Annotated in this window: 14 protein-coding genes and 2 pseudogenes; 3 read left to right on the forward strand and 13 right to left on the reverse strand. The window is 33.0% G+C overall.

Annotated elements, in window-relative coordinates:
* The 3 genes and pseudogenes from ASE21_RS19500 to ASE21_RS19515 all read left to right on the forward strand — a co-directional run.
* Positions 1 to 235 (forward strand): annotated as a pseudogene (locus ASE21_RS19500) (hypothetical protein); the annotation flags it as partial.
* Between the two features lie 3 nt (positions 236 to 238).
* Positions 239 to 736, forward strand: a pseudogene (locus ASE21_RS19505) (hypothetical protein); the annotation flags it as partial.
* An 815-nt stretch (positions 737 to 1,551) separates the two neighbouring features.
* Positions 1,552 to 2,352: a tail fiber protein gene (locus tag ASE21_RS19515; protein ID WP_057124380.1), complete on the forward strand. Its 801-nt coding sequence runs from the start codon at positions 1,552 to 1,554 to the stop codon at positions 2,350 to 2,352.
* Between the two features lie 155 nt (positions 2,353 to 2,507).
* Here ASE21_RS19515 and ASE21_RS19520 read toward each other — a convergent pair whose 3' ends face one another.
* The 13 genes from ASE21_RS19520 to ASE21_RS19580 form a co-directional block, all read right to left on the reverse strand.
* The gene (locus ASE21_RS19520) at positions 2,508 to 4,853 is read right to left on the reverse strand and encodes a mechanosensitive ion channel family protein (RefSeq protein ID WP_057124381.1); all 2,346 of its coding nucleotides are present in this window, start codon (positions 4,851 to 4,853) and stop codon (positions 2,508 to 2,510) included.
* Between the two features lie 161 nt (positions 4,854 to 5,014).
* Positions 5,015 to 6,658 (reverse strand): hypothetical protein, encoded by a 1,644-nt coding sequence (locus tag ASE21_RS19525; RefSeq protein WP_057124382.1) that lies wholly within the window; start codon positions 6,656 to 6,658, stop codon positions 5,015 to 5,017.
* Positions 6,659 to 6,745: 87 nt separating this feature from the next.
* Entirely contained in the window at positions 6,746 to 7,255 is a 510-nt protein-coding gene (locus ASE21_RS19530; protein WP_057124383.1) for a WD40/YVTN/BNR-like repeat-containing protein, read from the reverse strand.
* Positions 7,256 to 7,288: 33 nt separating this feature from the next.
* Positions 7,289 to 7,618: a hypothetical protein gene (locus ASE21_RS19535; protein WP_057124384.1), complete on the reverse strand. Its 330-nt coding sequence runs from the start codon at positions 7,616 to 7,618 to the stop codon at positions 7,289 to 7,291.
* 67 nt (positions 7,619 to 7,685) lie between these two features.
* Positions 7,686 to 8,435 (reverse strand): LamG-like jellyroll fold domain-containing protein, encoded by a 750-nt coding sequence (locus ASE21_RS19540; RefSeq protein WP_057124385.1) that lies wholly within the window; start codon positions 8,433 to 8,435, stop codon positions 7,686 to 7,688.
* Between the two features lie 2 nt (positions 8,436 to 8,437).
* Positions 8,438 to 9,718 carry a hypothetical protein gene (locus ASE21_RS19545; protein ID WP_057124386.1) on the reverse strand — a complete coding sequence of 427 codons (1,281 nt, stop codon included), beginning with the start codon at positions 9,716 to 9,718 and terminating at the stop codon, positions 8,438 to 8,440.
* A gap of 59 nt (positions 9,719 to 9,777) precedes the next feature.
* Positions 9,778 to 11,577, reverse strand: a complete 1,800-nt coding sequence (locus ASE21_RS19550) for a BspA family leucine-rich repeat surface protein (protein ID WP_057124387.1) — start codon at positions 11,575 to 11,577, stop codon at positions 9,778 to 9,780.
* Positions 11,578 to 11,757: 180 nt separating this feature from the next.
* Positions 11,758 to 13,467: a hypothetical protein gene (locus ASE21_RS19555; RefSeq protein WP_057124388.1), complete on the reverse strand. Its 1,710-nt coding sequence runs from the start codon at positions 13,465 to 13,467 to the stop codon at positions 11,758 to 11,760.
* Positions 13,468 to 13,531: 64 nt separating this feature from the next.
* Positions 13,532 to 14,170: a DUF5977 domain-containing protein gene (locus ASE21_RS19560; protein ID WP_057124389.1), complete on the reverse strand. Its 639-nt coding sequence runs from the start codon at positions 14,168 to 14,170 to the stop codon at positions 13,532 to 13,534.
* A 5-nt stretch (positions 14,171 to 14,175) separates the two neighbouring features.
* Positions 14,176 to 15,042 (reverse strand): DUF5977 domain-containing protein, encoded by an 867-nt coding sequence (locus tag ASE21_RS19565; protein WP_057124390.1) that lies wholly within the window; start codon positions 15,040 to 15,042, stop codon positions 14,176 to 14,178.
* A 77-nt stretch (positions 15,043 to 15,119) separates the two neighbouring features.
* The gene (locus ASE21_RS21665) at positions 15,120 to 15,488 is read right to left on the reverse strand and encodes a tail fiber assembly protein (protein WP_082603516.1); all 369 of its coding nucleotides are present in this window, start codon (positions 15,486 to 15,488) and stop codon (positions 15,120 to 15,122) included.
* 23 nt (positions 15,489 to 15,511) lie between these two features.
* Complete coding sequence (locus tag ASE21_RS19575; RefSeq protein WP_057124391.1) at positions 15,512 to 16,657, reverse strand: hypothetical protein; 1,146 nt, start codon at positions 16,655 to 16,657, stop codon at positions 15,512 to 15,514.
* Between the two features lie 89 nt (positions 16,658 to 16,746).
* Positions 16,747 to 22,512, reverse strand: coding sequence for a hypothetical protein (locus ASE21_RS19580; protein ID WP_057124392.1), 5,766 nt, complete (start codon positions 22,510 to 22,512; stop codon positions 16,747 to 16,749).
* Positions 22,513 to 22,524: the final 12 nt, after the last annotated feature.

Below are 22,524 nucleotides of genomic sequence, written 5' to 3' on the forward strand. Positions count from 1 at the left end.
AAAGCATATTAAAGAAAAAGGGCATTTAGAGAATATCCCAAGTGAGGAAGAAGTCTTGAAAAATGGAATTAATTTAGGAGAAATGAATTCTAAACTTTTGGAGAAAATAGAAGAGTTGACTCTTTACATGATTGAAATGAAAAAAGAGAATGAAAAAGTAAAAGATGAAAATCTTTTGTTAAAAAATAGCCAGAAAGAATTAGAAAAGAGAATTGGTAAACTTGAAAATAAATAAGGAATGAAAAAATATATCGTTTTAATTTTAATTTCTCAAATAAATTTTGCACAAAGTATTTTTCCAACAGATGGTTCTAACGTAGGAATTGGAACAACAAATCCATCTCAAAAATTGGAGGTTAACGGAAATGCTATTTTTAAAGGAGGTATTATTTCTGATGTTTCAGCAGCAATTGGAGGTTATGTGAAAATCATAAATTCTTCTAAAACAACAAATGGTTCTGCTAAAGATTGGACAATTTTTAATATGGGAGGAGTTTATGGAAATAGTTTACAATTTTGGGCATACGATAATTTAGGATGTGGTACTGGGCTATGTAGTAATCGGTTTACGATTATGGATAATGGCAATATTGGAATTGGTACAAATCTTCCTGCTGCTAGTTTAGAAATTAAAACCCCAGCAATAACGGGTTCAGAGACATTATTAAAATTGGGCGTAAGTGATGCTGCACAAGATTATATAAGAATTGCTAATGGCACAAATGCGGATAATCAGNCCAGCAATAACGGGTTCAGAGACATTATTAAAATTGGGCGTAAGTGATGCTGCACAAGATTATATAAGAATTGCTAATGGCACAAATGCGGATAATCAGTTTATTCCAAGTTTGCAAGGATATCGAGTAAGTGATAACAGGGCATCACTTTATATATCAGCTATTACTGAACCTAATATTGATAGCGGAGTAGATCCTCTTATGACATTTGATTCTCGAACCAGTGCTGCTGCTATTATTACAAGACCATTATTTGCATGGGATTCCTATGGTAATAGGAAAATGACTTTAACAGCGAATGGAGGCTTAGGAATTGGGACCCTAACTACAGGAACACACAAATTGGCAGTTGAAGGGTCAATTGGAGCAAGAGAGATAAAAGTTATGGCCACAGGCTGGTCTGATTTTGTGTTTAAAAAAGATTATCAATTACCAACTCTTGAAGAAGTTGAAAAGCATATTAAAGAAAAAGGGCATTTAGAGAATATCCCAAGTGAGGAAGAAGTCTTGAAAAATGGAATTAATTTAGGAGAAATGAATTCTAAACTTTTNAAAGCATATTAAAGAAAAAGGGCATTTAGAGAATATCCCAAGTGAGGAAGAAGTCTTGAAAAATGGAATTAATTTAGGAGAAATGAATTCTAAACTTTTACAAAAGATAGAAGAACTAACACTTTACACTATTGAACAGCAAAAAGAATTGAATAGTGTAAAAGCTAAATTGGAAAGGATTGAAAATCTGCTTAGCGAAAAGTTGGAAAATAAATAAAATAAATAATGAAAAGAAACTTTTTATTTATAGTCGTATTGCTAATTGCACAAAATATTTTTTCACAAACCGGAGGAAGAAGATTTTTTTAATAAAAGCTTCTATGTTAACAATGTTACTCTTTTAGAATTAACAGATGATTTAGGACAATCTTTAAATGCAAATAATATTTATAAAGTACAATTGGTAGTGACAGGAACGGGAACAAAAACAGGTGCCGAATATTTAGTATGGAATGATATAACTACCACTTCATGGAAGATAAGAGGAGTTACTTTGTCTGGAAATTCTTCAAATCATCCATTGCTTATTGTAGAGAATAATGTGGTAAAAGTCTATACAAAACATACTAGCAAATATACAGTTTATGCATTTGTTGAGGAAATAATTTCTAATGAAGATGATGTACAGCCTTCGATCTTTGGAGCAAGCTTTCATTGGCAGAAAGACGGAACAACTTTATATAATGTTGACGGAAATGTTGGTATCGGAACATCAGTTCCAGATGAAAGATTAACTGTAAGAGGAAAAATTCATGCACAGGAAATAAAGGTAGATATGTTAGGGGCATTGGTTCCTGATTATGTTTTTGAAAATAATTATAAATTAAGAAGCCTTAATGAAGTTGAAAATTATATTCAAGAAAATAGCCATTTACCAGAAATCCCTTCTGCAAAAGAATTTGAGAAAAATGGAGTTCATTTAGCCGAAATGAACATGGCACTTTTAAAAAAAGTAGAGGAGTTAACATTATATGCTATTGAACAGCAAAAAAGCACCGAAAAATTAATGAAAATTATTGAAGACCAGAATAAAAGATTAAAGATTTTGGAAGGTAAAAAATAAAATTAGTTAGATAGTATAAAAAGGCATTTTGGTATGTATCTCCTAATAATTTGTTGGTATTACCTAATGCCAATCGCTGTTGCGATTAAGTTTTGTAATTAATATCGGTATTAAAATGATTTGAATAACATTACGTTTTCAAACCATTTTGATATTTAAGTCGAAAAAGTCAATCGTTTAGCTTTAAAATTGCTAAATAAAACTTGTTTTGCAATACTGATTGTTTCTTCGGTTTTATAAATACTGCACCAGAATTTAATTTGTATTTTAAATTTATTGTCGGAAATTGAGTTGTAGTAAATCTGTGGTGTTCTGGTATAGTTTACCAAAGGCATATTTTCGAGCGTTTTCAGAATAGTTGCATTGATATCTTCGGGCGATGCGTCTCCGCTGATTTCTATAGAAATATCTACTAATTTAAAATTATCCGTATAAGTCCAGTTGGTAATATTTTGTGATAATAAGTTACCATTTGGAATAATGATTTCGGCGCCGTTTGGAGCATTGATTTTCGTAGTACGTAATCCCATCGATTTTACACGTCCGGATTCTGAACTGATATCAATTACATCTCCAATTTGAATAGGTTTGTCAAAAATCAAAATAATACCTGAAACGAAATTATTAACCACATTTTGAAGTCCGAGTCCAACACCAACACCTAAAGCTCCTAACAAAATGCTTAGTTTGTCTAAAGGCATTCCCGAAGCTGCAACGGCAAGAAGATATCCCACAATAAGTACAACAAGTCTTGTTATCAGTAATTTAGAATGCTGTCTTTTGTTGACGTTTTCTTCGTTTTCATCTTCGATTTCTCCAAAAAAATACGCCACATATTTTTGCAGTAAATGCGCAATCCAGACAATAATGAAAAACAAAACAATATTACCTAAAGTAAAGGTGATGCTTCCAATTGTATTCGGACGGCTTAACAAAGTCCTAAGAGAAGCACGCAATGATTCCCAAATATTTAAATTGGATGCAATAACAACCAGCCACATGTAACTGATTACGATAATAAAAGGCCTTTTTAGTGTATCTGATAAACTTTCATAATCAAATATTTTTTCGATACCACGTTTTATTCGGGTTGTATATATCTGTAAAAGAATTATTTCTAAAATGATTTTTAGCAAAACACTCAACGCAACAATCTGAGTAAGAGAAATAAAGGCAGTTAAAGTTAGCATATTTGAAAGAGATACTCTTCCAAAAAGATTATATAAAATCGATAAACCATTTAGTCCGATAAAAATAATACTGGCCCATTTAAAGAAAGCTTTGATATACAATTGATCTTTTAAGCTTTTGATCTGAACAAGTCCGTATCGTATTCCGAGAATATTGATGATGATAAAAGAGCAGCGCTGAATTAATCCAACTCCAATAAATAAATCAAGGAAGCAAAGTGCAAAAAATAAACCGCAAAGAAGGAGCCAGTTTCGCATTGAAACCCCAGACCAATCTTTTTTGAATAATATGGTCAGAACACCCAGTAAAGATAATTGCAGCAATTCGAGAAAAAGGGCAGGAGCATATAAATTACTCACAACAGCAATGTTAAATCCTACCGCAGCAACTGGCAGTATTATACCTCTGTTTAAATATTTAAAGTTAAAAAGTGAAAGATTTTCAGCATGTCCATTGCTTTTTAAATATTTGAGATTGCGGAAAATATACCAGCCCAACAATCCCATAAAAAAGCAAAGTGTAATCAATCCGCCTGCTTTGTAACTTAAATAATAAGCTGCAACATTTTCTTCAATTATAATTTTTGATTTGATGGTTTGTGCAACGATTTTTTTAGCTGTAGAATCACTGCTCCATAATGAAGGATATTCTTTTTTAAGAATGCTGATCCCGGATTTTTCCAGTTCGGTTTCAACTGTCGAAAGCGCATTTGATACAGCAATTTTATGTTCAACCGTCAGTCTTTTTTTATCATTTAAGATTCCCTGATTTTTAGTCATCAGACTGTCTGTCTGGAGATATGTTTTTTTAAGATTCGCTAATTCGATTTTAAACTGTTTTCTGCGAATTGTATCCTTTATAAGTGTAAACAGGGTTTTGTCTTTACGGAGATCAATTATCCTGTTTTTGATTTTTTCTAAATTTTGATTTCTGGAATTAATTGCATTATTCTGCTCGTTTAATTCCTGTTCAATTTCCTTTAAAACAATGCGATACATCTGCTGGTTTCGCACATTTGGATTCGCGCCTTTTAAACTTGCTAATATAAGATCGAGTTTGCTTTCGGTTCTTTTAATTTCTCCAAAAAGATGAAAAGTACTTCCTTCAAAGTCAGCATCAGTGGCTGCAGATTTCAGGACTTCTCCGGCTTTTTCAATAGACATTAAGTAATCACTGTCAGTGGCAGTTTCTTCAAATAGTTTTGATTTGTTTTCTGTTCTTGAAGCAGCATTTTGAGAATACGAAACTGATGTAAAAAACAGCATCAGCAATAAGGCGGATAAATAGAACGAATTTCTTTTTGAAAACATAATTAATTTGGTGATTTAAGGTCTCCAAATTTAATTGTTTTTTGGATAGGATTAGCTTCTATAGTTTGTATATTCTTTATTTAATTAAGTATTTTAAATAAAAAATCCCAACTTCTTATTTGAAGTTGGGATTTTGATCTTTTGGAATAAGATGAATTTTATTACCAGGTTTTTCGACCTGCAATAGATTCTGATATATTTATTATTTCATGTAATTTTGTTACTTGAGAATCTGATAAACCATTGTGTATTATCGCCATTTGTAAGCGTTGATTAGAATATGATCTGGGACCATTTCCGTAATTCTCACATCCTATGTAAATATTTCCATTATAAAAGCTGTTGAGAGCATTTGCGACAACATCCGTCCCAATTAAGTTTCCATTCCTAAAAGCGGCAGTTTTATTAGTTGAAGTTTTTGATCCTGTAAGTATTCCCTTTGCATCCAAAAATGTATTACTACAGGTATTACCTGTAATTGAAATATTAGTGTATGCAGGTGATAGGGTAGAATTTCTTAGAGCTAATCGTGTTATATTGATGCTATTATTGGAAACTCCAATTTCTACTGCGTCATTAGAAGTTGGGACATTAGAAGTTCCCGAAACGACGGTAAGCCCAAAATTTATATTACTCACTAATGAAATTGGATTAAAATAAGTATTCGCATAAGCATTGGTTCCGTTTAACTGAAATCCTAAACTCGAATATGATCCTGTACCGCTAAATGTAAGCCTAAATGCATTATTTGTGTCTATTGGTTTTTTTGCATTCCATTTGTGCTGTGTAGAAGATGAACCTTTAAATAAATATAATGCATGAATTTCATTCCAAAGGGAATTATTAATTAATTGGAATATAATATATTTACTCGATTCTAAATCAGATGTAGTATTTAAACCCGAAACATTTATATAGGTTGTGGCCTCATCAGTATTTTCATAATAGCTGTCTGAATAGTCAGCGGTAGTGACATTAATGATATTACTTAAAAATGATTTATTATAAAAAATATCGACAGCGATCAATTGTATTTTATAGTGAGTGTCTTTTGATAATCCACTAATAAGATCACCGCTTTTTTTTAAGTCATGACTATAAATACCATTTACATAAACTTCATAATAATCAATAGAATTTGTACTATTTGGTTGAGTAAGATTTAATTGCAATGCTGTATTGTAAATCTTTCCGATTGATAGATCTGTGATTTCATCCGGTTTTGTGAAATTAGTAACATACATAACTGTATTATTTGTAGCTAAGTAGGCAAGATCTCCCTCAGTATTACCTGAATTTATAGTCTGTAATATTGGATTTGCATATATTTTACCTAAATTCAGGTTTCCTGATCTAAAAATTCCTTCATTTAATGGAGTGCTTCCAATACTAGTAACGGAAGGGATATATAGCTTTTTTAAACGGTTTTTTGGTCTTCCATTTGGATATAAATTTTGATCAAAAGCTTGACCAGAAATATAAGTCGCGTTGGGAAAATAACCTTCTATTAAACCACTATTATAAAATCCCTGATATCCTATTCCAGAAACAATTCCGGTAGGATCTTTGTAGTAGGTGACCTGATTTAAGTCACTTCCATAGAATCCCTTAACTTCATAATTCCCGCCTATTATAGCACATTCAATATCATCGTTAATTACCCGAAAAAGCTTGATTCGATTGACAGCAATTCCTAATTTTGCAGCAAGTAGAGCAGGTGTATTAACAGTTGGACCAATACCACCAATGTATGTGTTTATCTTGTAATTTAATTTTCCAAAAACAGTATTTTGTAATAGGCTCATAATTAATTTTTTTAGTCTGTTAATGAATCAAGCAGAAAGATATGGTTGATCCTATTGTTGATCCTATTGTTATTTATAAATTAAACTTTATCCAGAAATTGCTATGGCCTGATAATTTAAAATATCACCTTTTAGATTCCATGTCGATCCATAATCAGACGATACATAAATATAACCGGTTGATACCGCTGTAACTTGTGTTTTTCCATCTTTACTTATGTCTAAACATGTATAATAAACATTATTTAAAGTATTTGTGTTTACAGTCCATGTAGCTCCATAATCTGAAGAGATGTGAATAAACTTATTTGAACCTATTACAGTCTGATATTTCCCGTCAAAACTCATAGCAGCTTTTGGGGTTGTGAAATTACCCAATGCAGCTTTATTTGTCCATGTTAAACCTCCATCAGCAGATACTTTTATCGTATTTCCAAGTCCAACAGCAGTTATATATTGTCCGTCATCAGAACAGCATACAGCAGAAATAATCCCCAAACCAGTTATCGTACTCCAATTTGCGCCATAATTTGTTGATCTGGTAATATTAGCGGCATCTATATTTGTTGTAAGCTGATATTGTCCGGTTCTGCTCACAAAGCAATCTCGTCTTCCTCCTGTTACAGCTAATTACCAAGTACTACCATAATCAATTGATTTATAAGTGTCACCAGAAGATTGTGTTACTAACTGATACTTTCCATTCTGACTCATTGATGCACAATAATAAACAGCGCTAGGTAATGGTGCGGCAATAAAAGTCTGGCCAAAATCCGAAGATAACATAACGTTCGAATTCGTTGCGATAGTGATGTATTTTGTTGTTTCGGATATTGAAATGCCCCTTGTTGATGTGGAAAGACTTCCATTTGAAAAACTCAAACCATCATTGACGGATCTCTGATAAAAAGATGCATAAGCACCTGCAATTACATTATCTGCCAACCATAAAGTAATCATTTCTGAATATTTTTAATATTCAGAAATGATTACTTTAAGAATTATAAGAAACTTATTGTGCTTTATTTTAAAAAGGAAAAGATATTGCATTTCCTGAATTATACAGTTTATTTACAGCATTTTGAGTTAATTCGCGATTTTTCCAAATCCCAACTTCATCCACATATCCAATATGTCTTAAAGTTGAGGATAAATCCCAGCCAGCAGCACCGATTCTAATTTTACTGCTTCCTATGTTCATTCCTAAGTACTGACCAATACTTGTATCACTTATCGGTTGACTTATTGAATTAATGTATATTTTAGTACCAGAAACTGTTTTTGAACCATTCTCTGTAACTACTATATGATACCAATTATTTAAAGTTATAATTCCATTTGGAGTTAGGGCACTTTGATAAATGGTATTTGATCCAGCTGAAAATTTAGTTAAAGTTGCGGCACCGTAAGGAGTTAAACGGATTTGCCATTCAACATCTGTAGAATCATTTCTTTTATTAATAATCCAATTTCCAGTTGATGAAAAATTAGTTGCGTAAAGCCATAAAGAAATTGAAAAAGGAATGTCAACTCCATTTCCTGATGTAAAGCTAAAGTTTAGATTGTTTGGGATATCAACATAGACAATATTTGAAGATGGAAAATTTATAGCATTCCCTATTTTTCCGCTTACATAATTTGTATTGGTAACGATTCCATTTGGGGATAGACCAGTTGATTCCTTAACATCTCCATTAAATTTGTAATAAGCAACTAAATTATCTTCTAGTTTTAATCTTTTTTTTCCAAAAACAGTATTCTGTAATAAGCTTCCCATAATTATACACCTAATAATAAAATACTATTTGTATTTCCTCTTTTCGTAAAAGTGAAAATTTGTTTTTCCCCAGTAGGCGAAGGCGTTCCGAATAGCCATGTATGTGGTGTAGTAATTGCCCAAGTAACATTTACACCAGGTAATGTAATGCCATTAAAGATAAAGTTTTCTGGTAATGAGGCAGGTACTGTAATGGTACAGCTAGTTGTGAATAATATTGTTTTACCAAGCCATTCAGAAGAAATATTTTGGCTTGAACTAATTTCTAGCTGATCATAATTATTTTTTAATTTATCCAAAAGATATTCTTTCGTAACAATTGCTTTTCCTGAAGTGTTAGCGTCAATTAGAGTATTTGTTTGAGATGGTAAAGATGCCAGGTTATCTGCATTGCTTACAAATTTATTCCCAATATTTACAATACCGCTGGCTGCTGCATCGGCTGCTGATCCTTCAGATCCAATGTATATGTTAAAATTTCCTGTAGTAACGTAATGGCCGGCAAATTTACCCATGGCAACATTACCATATCCTGTTGTTAGAGATATTAAAGAATAATTACCAAATGCATTATTCGAATGTCCAGCCGTATTTGCTGTCAACGAACTGTGTCCTAGTGCGGTATTAGAAAAACCACTAGTGTTATAACGAAGTGAATATGTTCCAACTGCTACATTCTTATCAGTTCCAGTTGCATCATACATGCAATATGCACCAACTGCAACTGATTCTCCCAAACCGCTTATTAATTTGGCTAATGATGAATTACCAACAGCAACATTATAAGGCGAGGTTAAATTTGTTCCTAAAGATTTATAACCCAAAGCTGTATTGTAACTTCCAGTTGTATTATTGGCTAATGAATTTTCGCCAAAGGCATTATTATAAGTCCCTGTAGTATTTGCTCTTAGTGCCCAGTTTCCTAATGCAGTATTATCTTTTCCTGTTGTATTAGAAGCCAGAGCCTCTTCACCAATCGCAGTATTATTGGAACCAGTTGTACTGTTAGATAACGAACCCATACCTAAAACTGTGTTTCCAGTTCCAGTTCCGGACCCAATACCAATTCTAACATTGTTTATAAGTTTATCTTCTCCACCTAATTCCTGTAAAGAAGTATTGTCAACAATCCCTGATTGTGTTGCTGAGACAGGATCTGCAGGAGGAATTAAAGTATTAACATCTTTAAATTCTAATTCACCATCAACATTGGTAACTAAAGTCTTATTTTCGAGATTTTTTTCTAAATCGGCTACTTTTATTCTGTTATATTTCGTGCTCATTTGTTTTTAATTATTGTTGTTTAAATAGATTTTGAAATTTATATGAAGGATATTAGTATTTAACTTCCTCCATCAGTTATTGTCCAGTTATTTGGACTTCCGGTTAAAATCGCTTTACCTGAAACTGCTGATGAAGTATATTTTGCTGTTCCAAAGGCAATTGTCAAAGAAGGTTTTACAGACCTGGAACTCCAGCCATTATAAATTGCATTTAAATTTGATGTTGAAAAAGTAGCTGGATTTTTCCCTGTCATAAATCCGATAAAATTTGAAACATTTGAGACATTCCAACTGCCAATATTTTGATTAAATGCTGTCGCACCAAAAAAAGTATTTTGCATTGTGGTAATATTTGTTGTATTCCAATTACTTAAATCCTGATTAAAAGCTACTGCACCATTAAACATTGAAGCAATGTTGTTGACTGTACTCATATTCCAGTTACCAATGGGTTGATTAAATGCCAATGCAGTAGAAAACATCAAACCAAGATTAACTGTATCAGTACTTTTTAAGGCCCAATTATTAATGTCTGAACTTCCTCCGTTATTAAATGATGTAGCATTTTGAAACATCGAACTTAAATTTCCATTGCTGGACATGTTCCAGTTTCCTAAGTTCTGATTAAATATTGAAGCACCTGAAAACATCCCATCTGTTCTTGTTAGTTTTATTATGTTCCAATTGCCGATTGGCTGATTAAAATTTTTAGCATTTGCAAACATCGAATTCATAACTATGTTTGATGTCGAATTCAATACCCAATTATTAATTTCAGGACTGCCTCCATTGTTAAACAAAGATGCATTTTGAAACATCAGTGAAAAATTAGTCACTTTGCTGACATTCCATGATCCAATATTTTGATTAAAAGAATTTGCAACTAAAAACATATTGGTCATGTTTGTATTATTGCTCATATTCCAATTCCCAACAGGCTGATTAAAAGAAGTGGCATTGGAGAATAAATCATTAGTGGTCGTGACTGCAATTGTGTTCCAATTTCCTATTGGCTGGTTAAAAGATGATGCCGCAGTGAACATTCCTCCTAAATTTAAAGATCCGCTAGTTTTTAGATTCCAGTTATTAATATCTGGACTTCCACCGTTATTAAATGCAGTATTAAAATTGAACATCTGATAAAAAGAACTACAGTTTGAAACATTCCAATTACCAATATTTTGATTAAATTGATTTTGAAACATATTTGCAAATGTCGTAGCCGAAATCGTGTTCCATGTATTTAAAGGCTGATTGAAAGCAGAACTCATAAACATGCCGCTAAAATCTGTAACTTTTGAAACGTCCCAGTTAGAAATATCTGAATTGAATGCTGATAAATTAAAACAACTAGCCATTGTAGTTATGGCTGAAGTATTCCATTCATTAATTCTGGCAATAGATGATAGTGAAGAACAGCCTTTGAATGAATTTAAAAATGTTTTTACATTCGATAAATCTAAAACATCATTGACAGAATCTAGTGTTAAGTTGGCACATCCATAAAAGTGGGCAACTACATTTCCAGGATTAAATTTCCCCCAATGAGAAACAGATAATATTTTTAATCTATCTCCTGTATTATTAAATTGCCATCCTGTGCAAACTCCGGTTATTTTGATTGTATAATCACCAGAAATGGAATAAGTATGTGTTGTTTGGACTTGATTCCAAGCTGTTATCGTATCACTTGTTCCATCACCCCAATCGACCATGAAGTTATAAGTTCCAACTGCTAATAAAGGCAGTTTTACCTGATTTGAAGCACTTGAACCTGCCGACGTATTTGAAGTCCTCCAAATTGAAATGAAAGAATTTTTAGTTCTTCCAAAAATTGTGTTTTGTAATAAAGATCCCATGATGAAATAGTAAGTATAGAATTTATGATGCTGGCTGTGTAGTGAAAATTTGTTTCAATTGTAGAAGAAAGAATTTCTACTAAACAATTGTTTTGTAACGCATGCTGCATTTATAACTGCTATCTCATCATTTTTGATAAGGATGGAAAATTATTTTGCATCAAACGTTAAATTTGCATTTCAGTAAACAATTTTACGATCTCCAGTTGCCGTTTTATATTCGCATCCCACAGGAAGACCAGCAGCAATTGCAGTAGAGTTGTCTGAATAAGTTGGCATGTTTATCCAAACTAAATATCCATTTTCATCAATATAACATCTTAATGTTTCGGTTTGCAAATTGTTTCCTGTTGTTGTTTTTTGTCCGGTTATAAATTGAATTCTTGATTGACCAGCGCCTTTTCCAATTCCTGCTTTTTGTTTTAAAACACCGCCATTTAAATCTGGAAGACCAGCAGAATTGGTATAGAAGCAGTAAATATCTTGTGAGCCTGTTGAGGCATTTATGAACGTAGAAAATAAGATTGTTTTAGAAATTGCTAGAGTTGCAGAAGCAAACCCAAAAGAAACACCTAGGTTTATTGCAGTACCTGAGCCTCCTGTAAATTTATAAACACCAGTTCCAGATGAGCAATATAATTCTCCTGCAATTCTATCCCAAACAATTCCGTTCCAAGACAGAAAATTACTATCCATTTGAGTAAAAGAGCCATTACTATTATTTTGTTTGTATATATATCCATTGCCACCGCCCATAGAGTTATTTCCACCTTCTGCGGTATAAACATTATTATTTAAATCTGAAGTTAATGACATATAATTACGAGTAGGTTCGCCAACATCAACGAAAGAACCAGTACTATTTGTCTGCTTAAAGATTTTACCATTAAAAGTACATGCGTAAATATCTTTATTTGGTGTTATAGTGATTCCGGTTCCATAAAGTCCGGCAGGTATGCCTGCATATAAAACAAATGCACCAGTTCCGTTTGTTTGTTTATAAATATTTCTTATCTGATTTATATAATAAACATCGCCGGTAGGAGATTCACACCCTCCCCATATATTGCCCCCTGTAGTTAAACCACTAGCATAAGTTGAAAATGAACCAGTAACTTTATCAAATTTATACATTACAGTTCCTGCACACGCATAGACGTTATCTGAATAATTTGAAGAAAAAACACAGGTAGGAGTACTTGGAAGTCCAGCTCCCATTTTTCTAATAATTAATTGTGATTGAGAATTGCTTGTGTTTCCTGCTTTTATGGTGAAATCTGTTCCATTAAAACCTGTACTGGATGTTTCAGAACCTATCACATTGGAATTTTTAATTGAATTAAATTGAAGATCAAATTCAGCTATATTATAACTATCGACCACAACTTTTGAACCTGTATCAAGAATTCTACTGTTAGTTAAAGACCCACTAGAATTGAATTTAGGAATAGAATTAGGGTTTCCTACAAATATGTCAGATGTTAGAGCTACTGTACCATTTCTATCCGGAAAAGTATAAGTTCTTGATGCTGTATTAGCATTTGTAAAAAATGATGTAAAAGTATTGGCCGCATTCCTCAAACCTAATTTACCAGCAAGAAATGTTTTGATGCCCGATACATTTTGATCGTTTGATATGCCTAAATATAAAGTATCAAAATAGGTTTTGAGAGTATCTTTAATATTATCAATTAAATCTTTTAAAACTTTACCTTGTCTCGCATCCAATGATTTACCTTCTTGGGTATAATCTAATGCATTATAGCTGTCAGCTTTAATAGTGCTAACATCAGTAAATTCCAATTCACCATTAGAATTTGTGGTTAAAATTTTGTCCCGCTCATTTTTCTCTAAATCGGCTACTTTTATTCTGTTGTGATTTGTACTCATTTTTTTGTGATATTTTAAATTGTTTTTTAGATAAGATTCTTTGGGGCTTTAAGGTTCTACGGGATTATGTAAAATTGCCTGTAACTGTAACAGTATTACTATAGTTAGAAGTGTATCCATTAGAGTTAATTCTAATTTGATATGAATATATTACTCCATTTGATAATTTATCGTAATAAAAGGTATCGGTTGATCTTTGTAAAAGTGTATAACCCCCACCATCTACACTACGATATAATTCATAAGTTATAGGCCCTGCATCGATAAAATTAGGCCATTGAAGCGTCATGTTCTCGCCTCCATAATAAGCGTAATTTAATGTTGGTACTGTTGGATTTGGATTTGGAGTGGTATCAACACACGTTCCTAAATTATTCGCATAAACCTGTGCATTTTCTGCCAGCCAGGCAATGGCTTGGTTATTTGCATCGGTAACACTAATATCAGATACAAACTGGTTTGTATAAGCTGTCAGCGTAACTTCTGTACCTGCTTGTCCGGCAGAACAGTTGTTTTTTGTCACCGTTTTAGTCTGCTGTGTATTATAATATCGTGCACTTGGAGCACAGTTTATTGTGTCTAAAACAGGTGCGATATAATCCGGATCAGTTACCACATTTGGTTTAGTATCTCCGGTAGAAGAGCCGTCATCTTTATAGTATTTCTCTAATAAAGTAAAAGATTTATATCCTGTATTTGCCATGGTGTTTAATAATTTATTACGACTTTTGCGGTCAAAGAGTCTACATTATATGTTATATATCCAATGTTTTTGATCTGATTTACATCATTTACCCAGGAAGGCGGATAAGGAATGTTTTTAGAAAAATTGAGCTGCTGTACTTGAGACCCGTCTACATTTATAAAATCATATCCTGATTTCTCCATAGTTCCTCCGGAAAAAGTTGTTATCTCAATATCAATATTTCCTGTTCCAATCTGGCCATACCATGCACCAGCCATTCTAACCGGAATCGATTTTAAAGAAATATTATCAGAATATAATTTGCTGAAATTAACTAAACAGGCTTCAACGCCGTTATTTTGTTGATTATCTCCGGCAAACATAATGTATGACGTATCTGCTGTACTATTATTTGGCAATTCAGTTCCATAACCATGACCATATCCCATATACTTATTATCCCAAGTTGTTCCCGTACTGATAAATCCGGTAAAGGTGTCAAAGTCATGACCGGCGCCTAAAGCCCATTTATATCTTATAACCATGTAATCAAAAGGCTGTAATGTAAGCGGCGGCTCGATAACACATGAAGGATTTGCTCCGCGCCATGCCGTTTCTCTAATAGTGCAAATTCCAGTATTATTAGCATAAGCCTGAGCATTTGCAGTAAGCCATGATTCAGCTTGCTCATTAGCATCAGCTGCACTTTCTGTTGATACAAATTTATTGGCAGGTGCAGTTAAAGTGACGAGATTTCCCGTTGTTGCTTTAGAACAATCATTCTTTTTAACCGCTAATGTTTTTTCTGTATTATAATAAACCTGTACACCATCTTCAGGAGTATAATTTTCTAAATAATTAAAAGGTTTATATGTTGTATTTTCTTCCATACATTATGTTTTAATAAATAATAATGTTGTCTTTTGTTTTCTAAAAACCATTAGAAAGTCATTGAACAATTGTTTTATTAAGATGGCTGTGTTGGCCAAAAAATAGAGGTTAAGTCATCCAGATTAGTTAAATCCCTTAGTTTCTGTCTGTAATTTTTCCATTCGGTTTTTTTCTCTTCAGAAAGAGGCGAATCTTCCAATTGGGTCCAGTCACTATCAGTCAGCAATGTATTTCTCGTTGTCCTTAGATTTTCTAAAATAGTATCCTGAGTTTCAACAAAAGCAGAGTAGGCGTGTTTACCGTTTATTACTTTATAATTTTTGGATAATGCCTGCTGCCATTCTGCTTCAGTTAAGTCAATATTTGGCTGTGGAATATTTTCGTGAATTCCTTCCACATAAAAGCCTGTGTATTCTCCGTTTTCGTTGTATGTTCCTTTGTACATGATTATTTATTTTAAATTTTAGATTAACGCCCAATTGCAAACATGAAACCGTAGGTGCCGTCGATAATAGCCAGATAGGAAGTTTTCGAAAGGTTAGCGACATGATTGAAACCTTTATTTCCGGAAGAATCTCTTATAGTTGATAAAACCACACTGAAAGCTCCTGTTGGCCAAGTAAGAGGGAAACTATAAGTTGTGCTGCCGGATGACAGATAGGCCCATTGTAATATCAATCCGTTGCTGAGTTTTTGAAATCCGCTTGTTGCTAACATATCAAAACTGGAATGTCCTGAGTCATAATCAGATGCTGTTGAGGTAGATACAGAGCCATCTGCCATAAGATACTGATTAGAAGTTCCGCCAGTTTTTACGAAGCTTTGCCCTTTAGTTATTCCGGTAAAAGTTTTATTTCCGTCAATGATTTGATCTGTTTTTAAATCAACATATTTTGAAGTTAATTGACGATCAACTAATGAAATTGAGCTTGCAAACCAATAATCAACTTCAATATTACGATTGCTGACAGGTTCAGAAAATGTAATGGTGCCCGTTTCATAATTAATGATATAATCTTTATCTTCTCGAAGCAACTGTCCGTTTTTATATATTTTGGCACTATATTTTAAAGGCACTTTTTCTAAAGTAATCGTGTCATCATTAAAAGTGTCTGCACTAAAATTTTCTTTAAACGGAACAGACGATTTTCCGAAATCTGAATCAGAATCTCCAGTTTCCGGATTCAAATTCTGATACCAATAATTTATTTCTATATTTCTGTTTGTAATTTCTCCATCAAAAGTGATTAGACCATTATTGTAATTTATGGTATAATCTTCCTCTTCTTCTAAGAGCTGACCGTTTTTAAATATTTTAACGCTGTTTTCAATTGGCAAAAATTCTAGTTGTATCTCTGAGTCATTAAAATCATCTTCAAAGTGTTTATATGGAGCGTAACAGTTTCCTGAAATTATTCCTGAATTTTGAAAAACACTTCTTAAAAGAGCCGGAGTAATATAATGTTCATTAGATGTACCCGTTTCAACCATTTGAAAATCGGCTTTGTCATCTTCTTTATGAACGAAATTGTCAAAAATTTCGACGAAGTCAGTGTGTGACGGAATATCTCCATTGTTGAACTTGCCGTGAAAGTCATTTCTGCTTGTTGCCATGTTATTTAATTTTATTTTTTGCTTTAAATTTTTGTTTAATAAGACCTGATTTTAATACCAATGAGGTTTAATCATTGGTATTAAAAGGATTAAAGTGTTAAGATTTTTTCTTCACTGCTGAACATACCCGAAGAGTTTTCAGAAATTACTTTGAAGTGATGGTAAATTCTTTCGCCATCTTGATTTTTAATAACTAATTCGTCTGTTGCCAGTTTAGTTTCCTGCAGAGGTAAATTCACAATAATTGCATTAGATGCTTTCTCCTGAATTTTTTCCCAGTTACCCTGATTGTTCATTTTGTACAAATGATATTTACCATTGTGAACTGTTTTTTCCCAGCTAAAAATTACCGGTTTTAAAATCTCTCCGTTTGTTCCGGTTTCAGTTCCCGAAGCTTCAAGTACTGGAGATTCTGGCGAAACATTATCCGGAATGATAACTGCCGTAATTTTGGATGGCTGCGAAGGCACATAATCAATATTAACGATTGGGTTTAATGTAGTCGAACTAGGATCTGCATATTCTATTTCTCTCGAAACCGTAATTCGGTAAAAAAGGCCATCTCCAAAAGGAACAGATTCAAGATCTTCAAATTCATCATAAACCGTCCAGGCATTATCAAATTCATTAGACAAAGTTTCTTCATCAATTAAAATTTCTTTAACCGGAGTCATTGTTCTCACTGATTGTGCTTCTTGCATTGATGCAGCACGATAGATGTTAATTTTTTTGATTTTATTTTCCAGATAAGCATTTAATTCAAATTGAATAGCAGGCTTAATTCCTAAAACCCTGTTTTCCAGAATTGGCATAATTCGTTTAATTTCCGGCATTTTAGGCGGAGTTGAAGAAACTAATTTCACCGGCCCCAAAAGAGCACTAAATTCACTAAAATTCATTTTAATGTCCATTTCGCGAACAGCATAGAAATAAATACTCTGAGAATTTCCGTCAAGATTAAAATCTGTAAACTGTGTAATGTTTAAATCTTCATCAACAATTTTCATCATTGGCGCAATGTCAAAATCGGCGTCAGATGGTTTTAAAGCGTGTCCATTTTTATCTTTAATGGTTTGCTTTTTATTAGTTGGAGTATATGCTCCACCTTTAATATATTCGTAAATAACTGGCACTTCGGTTAAAGGAACAAAGGCAGACTGAATAGCTTGTTCAATAAAATAAACAGCTTTCATATCATTTGCCAGCTCATCACCTTTATAAATTAGGATTTGATTTAAAGAGATTAATTCTTGAATTTTTAAAGCTTTAACCAAAGGCTTTTGCGTTTCATTATGCCAATCAATAAAATCATTAATTAATGCTATAAATTGCTCATTATCCGGTAACGGAAAACCAAAACCTGTTTCAGGATCATTTTCAGGAAAAACTTTATAATGACCATCAGCTTCAAGCTGATTAAAATCTAAAAAGTTCTGCCATCTTTGTTTAAAATTAACTTCATCGTTTCCGCCCAGTTTTTTAAGTTCTTCACGAATTCTATTTATTGTTTCTCTTTCATATAAAACATTTAAGAAACCTTCTTCATTAGCTCTGTAATGCAATGCCCCATAAGGTTTACGTTCTTCTTCGTATTGTGTATTAAAAGTGAATGTCGAACGATTGTAAAAATCCGGTCTTGTCGCATAATAACTGTCACATTTTATTTCCTTAGGTTTTATTGGTTTTTCAATTTTAACAGCATACATCGGACTTGGAACACTAATCTTTGATTTGTATTTGAAAGTTGGACGAACAGCACATGTACTGATTCCGAAAATGGAGTAGTGCGTACTTTCATCCGCTCTTGGCTGAATGTTTTGTGCTGTAATTCCAGAAGCCGAATCTGCATACAAATAGACTCTGTAACTCGGATAATAATTTACCTTTTTAGTTCCAACAAGAATTTCATCATGTGCAGGATCCATAGTTTGATTAATGAAATTACCAAGTTTAAAATCAGTATCATTAATAGTTAAAACCAAATCTCCCGTTAAATCCTGTTTTTCGACACGAACAACTTTAAATTCTTTTCTTGATTTTACCGGAATTGTGCTTCCTGCTTTTTCTGAGCTTTTTGTAAACAATCGAACAATTCCGTTAAACCACTCAACAGAATTTTCATTTCCATTTTTAAACTGAGGATGTTGAGGTAAATTAAAGCCAGGAAAAGTAATTGTATATAATCCGAGATATTTTTTACCTGTTGTCAGTGGAATTAAATCTTCGTTTTCATCAAGTTTATATGAACCATCTGCATTCATTTCATAACTGTCTTCCAAAACTCTTTCAATTACCGCATCTTCCCAGATTCCTCTTGTTTTTTCTAATTGTAAATCGTTTGTATTATTGCTTTCAGGTTGAATAACTTCACGATTAATATTATTTAAGAAAGCCGGATATTCAATTTTAAAATCAATTCCCGGTGTATGCCAGTTATCGCGAGTCTGCATGTTTTGCACCAGTGTACACAAATTGTTTTCCGGAGCTTTTATTCGTTTAAGCTGATCAGAATCTATTGTGGCATCTCCATCTGCGTGAATGCTGTCGCTAACTTCTTTTTTCAGAACCTCAATTAATGCGTAATCAAATACTTGAGTACCACCTTCTGTTTTTGTAGAAACTTCAATATTTTTAACAACATAATTTTGATCTCCAATAGTCAGGATTCCGCCTTCATATCTTTTTTTGTTATCTTCTGTTAATGATATTTTGATTTGTTCGCCACTGCTGAGAACTTTATATTCTTTTATTTTAATAAAAGAAGTCAGATTGTCCGGTGTTTCATTTTCAATATCATCAATGGCAGCATATTCAACATCAGGAAGTCCGTCTTTGTAATACAGTTTAAAATGATCCGCAAAAATTTCTTCGCTATCAGGAAAAATACTGGTTTTTAGTTTCGCTTCTTCAATCGACATATCGGCAGGAATTGTATAATTTACTAATTCCTGTGCAGAGTAATAATCAAATAAAATTCTAACCAGTGTTTTATCATTTCCTGTAATTTGGTTAAGAAGCTGCTGCTCAGAAGCCGAAGTAAACATTAAAGGACTTTCTTCGGTAATTAAAAGTGAATTGATATTACTTGGAGGCATTAAATTATTTGCCGGTTTAATATCTGATTCAATACTTATTTGTCTTCCCGCGGTTGCTCTCGAAAAAATATTAATTCCGTATCCCTGATAGACATAAGTCTTTTTACCAACTTCTTCCTGACGGACATTTAAAATTGATTTTCCAGATTCAGGAATTATAATTGGTACAGTTTCATAACTTGGTTCTTCTGGATTTTTAGTAATGTTGTGATATTCTGAATCATGCGACAATTCTGGTTTTACCCAATTGTTATGCAGTTCCTGAATTTTGTAATCGACTCCTAAATAAACAGGAAATGTAAATGTGCTTCCGTCATATTCTTCAGAAGATTTAAAGAAATCCCTGTAGTTTTCACTAGTAGCATAATCCATCACATCATCCATAAAAAGACTGATGTATCTTTTCTTTCCATCAAAACTATATCCGTCAGGATCTGTAATTTTTGCAGTCTGACTTTCATCAGAATCCATATTTAAACCCGGGACAATTTTGTTCAATTGGACAGGAAGAGACTGGCGTTCTGTGTTTAAAGATGTTGGAATACTCATCGAAAGATGCTGCTTTTCTACAGCTCCGGCACCATCTCCTAAATCGCCCAAAGTGGTGTATTCTGTTAAATAAACAAATTCTCCGGACAGCACTTCATCATCCATATCAATGCATCCTAAACCTAACATACGTGCAATATGATAATCGTTTGCAGCAATGTTTAAGAGTTCCAGATAAGATATTTTTGTGAATTTTTCATCATCCAATAATTCTTCTTCTGTTGGCGTTTTTCCTTCATCAAGATCTCCAAAATTGATTATTTCAGATGCCGTTGGATTATTAGCTAAACTGCTTAAGTCAAGATATTTATTGACAATCTGCTTAATGTTTTGGTCTCCTTCATTTGTTTCCGTCGGCCTGTTCCATTTGTTTTTATAATTGGCAATGTTTACATAATCGTCATCATTATAGCGAAGCCATTTTCCGTGAACTGCATTTAGTTTAGGTTCTAATTGTTCAAAAACTTTAGTATCGCTGTCGCTTAACGCATATTTTCCTTTTAAAGTCCAGTCTCCGTTTGTATTGGCCTGCTTGATAAAATCAGCATAGAACTCAAAATTTATTGAATTTAAAAGACATTTATTAGCTTTAAACCTGATGCTTCTTCCGTTTTCAGAAACTAAACGAATATTGTTGATTTGAGAAGAAGAATAGGTTTTACGATTAGAAACTCTTTTAGGAGAAATAAAACTATTTTCAGCAACAGATAAAGTTTCTAATTTTACATTAGCTGAATTATCTGAAGATGAAAAGTTTAATTCAGCAGCAAAAAACAACTCACTTTTGTTTTCAATTTCGATTAGATTATTTCCGTAAGCTTGTAAAAATGCAACAGGATTTACTAATGGATCTATAGTAAGTTTGACTGCTTTATATTTTGTTTTATTGTGAAAAGTAACATAAATAGCTCTTGTTGAATTTGCTTTATAAATCCATAATCCTTTTTGATTATCAACAACATTTGGTTTTTGGCTTAAATCTAACTGATGGCTTTTTTTGATATAAGGTGCTCTGTAAACTTTTACGAAATCATCTGGTTTATTAAGATTTGAAATCGCGCCAGTATATAAATCCCCTTTTGGAAGATGTTTTTCGCCTAATTTCCCGGCAAGCATCCAGCGAAGATGAATTCCTTTTGTACTGTCAACTCCTCTTGAACCTGCAGCCGCAATTTGTAAGTAAGCAGACTGAAGGTTTTTTTTTGATGAACTAATATCAATTACAGAAGATGCTTTTCCGACATTCAATTGAATATTAAATCCTAATGTGTTTTTGACATTTTTTAAGGCAATAAGACCAGAAAAATTTCCAGGATTTACAGGTCTGCCTTCAATGCGGACAGCGGCTTCAATTTGTTGAGAACCCGGAATTATAACTGTATTTTGAAGCCTGAAAATCAAACCATTCAAACTACTTTGACTATGAATTCTTGTTCCCGCGGCTAAGATAAGCGGAATGCGGCTTTTGTTTTTTAAAACCAAACTTCCTGCGGCTTCTTTTACTTTTACACCTTTCTTTAAAACCGGATAAACAATTTTATTTTCAACTATACTTACATTCGAAATACAGCCAGTCTGGGCATCAGATAAATCACGGATTACATTATTCAATTCGTTTCCTAAAGTACTGAAATCAGAAACTCTGATATAATCTGATTCTAAGGCCGAAGTTCTGCTGTCTTTTAATCTTGGCGTTCTGCCTAAAAAAGTATTTAAAGGTGTCTTTAATTCGCTGGAATTGTCTGCTTCATTTGTAACTCCATATACAAAGACTTGTGATTTCAGATTCAAATCGGTAAACAAATCTTTTAATAATTGGGAATTATTGACCTGAAGACCATCTGTTACAACAAAAACAAAATCAGGAGTAACAGTCAGATTCTTAACCGCATTTAAACCAGAAGCCCAATAATCACATTGAATACAAACGTTACCAGTACCATATAAAGTAATCCAGTCTTCAAAATCATGTTTATAATCTGAGATTTTTTTCTGGATCACATTATCGGTTCTAACAGCGGTATCGCTGCTAGACATTCCGATTAATGAAAGTGTAATGTTGTTTTGAGCCTGAGCATTGATAAACGAAGTCAGCCCATCTCTAATTTGCTGTGCTTCATTGGTGTCAATCGAACCCGATTCGTCAACAACGATTGCTATATATTTTTCGCAGCCAGAGAGTTGGCTTTCCTGAAGATTTATAGAACTCATTTTTTTCTTATT

The sequence above is a fragment of the Flavobacterium sp. Root901 genome, assembly GCF_001429765.1.
GTDB lineage: Bacteria > Bacteroidota > Bacteroidia > Flavobacteriales > Flavobacteriaceae > Flavobacterium.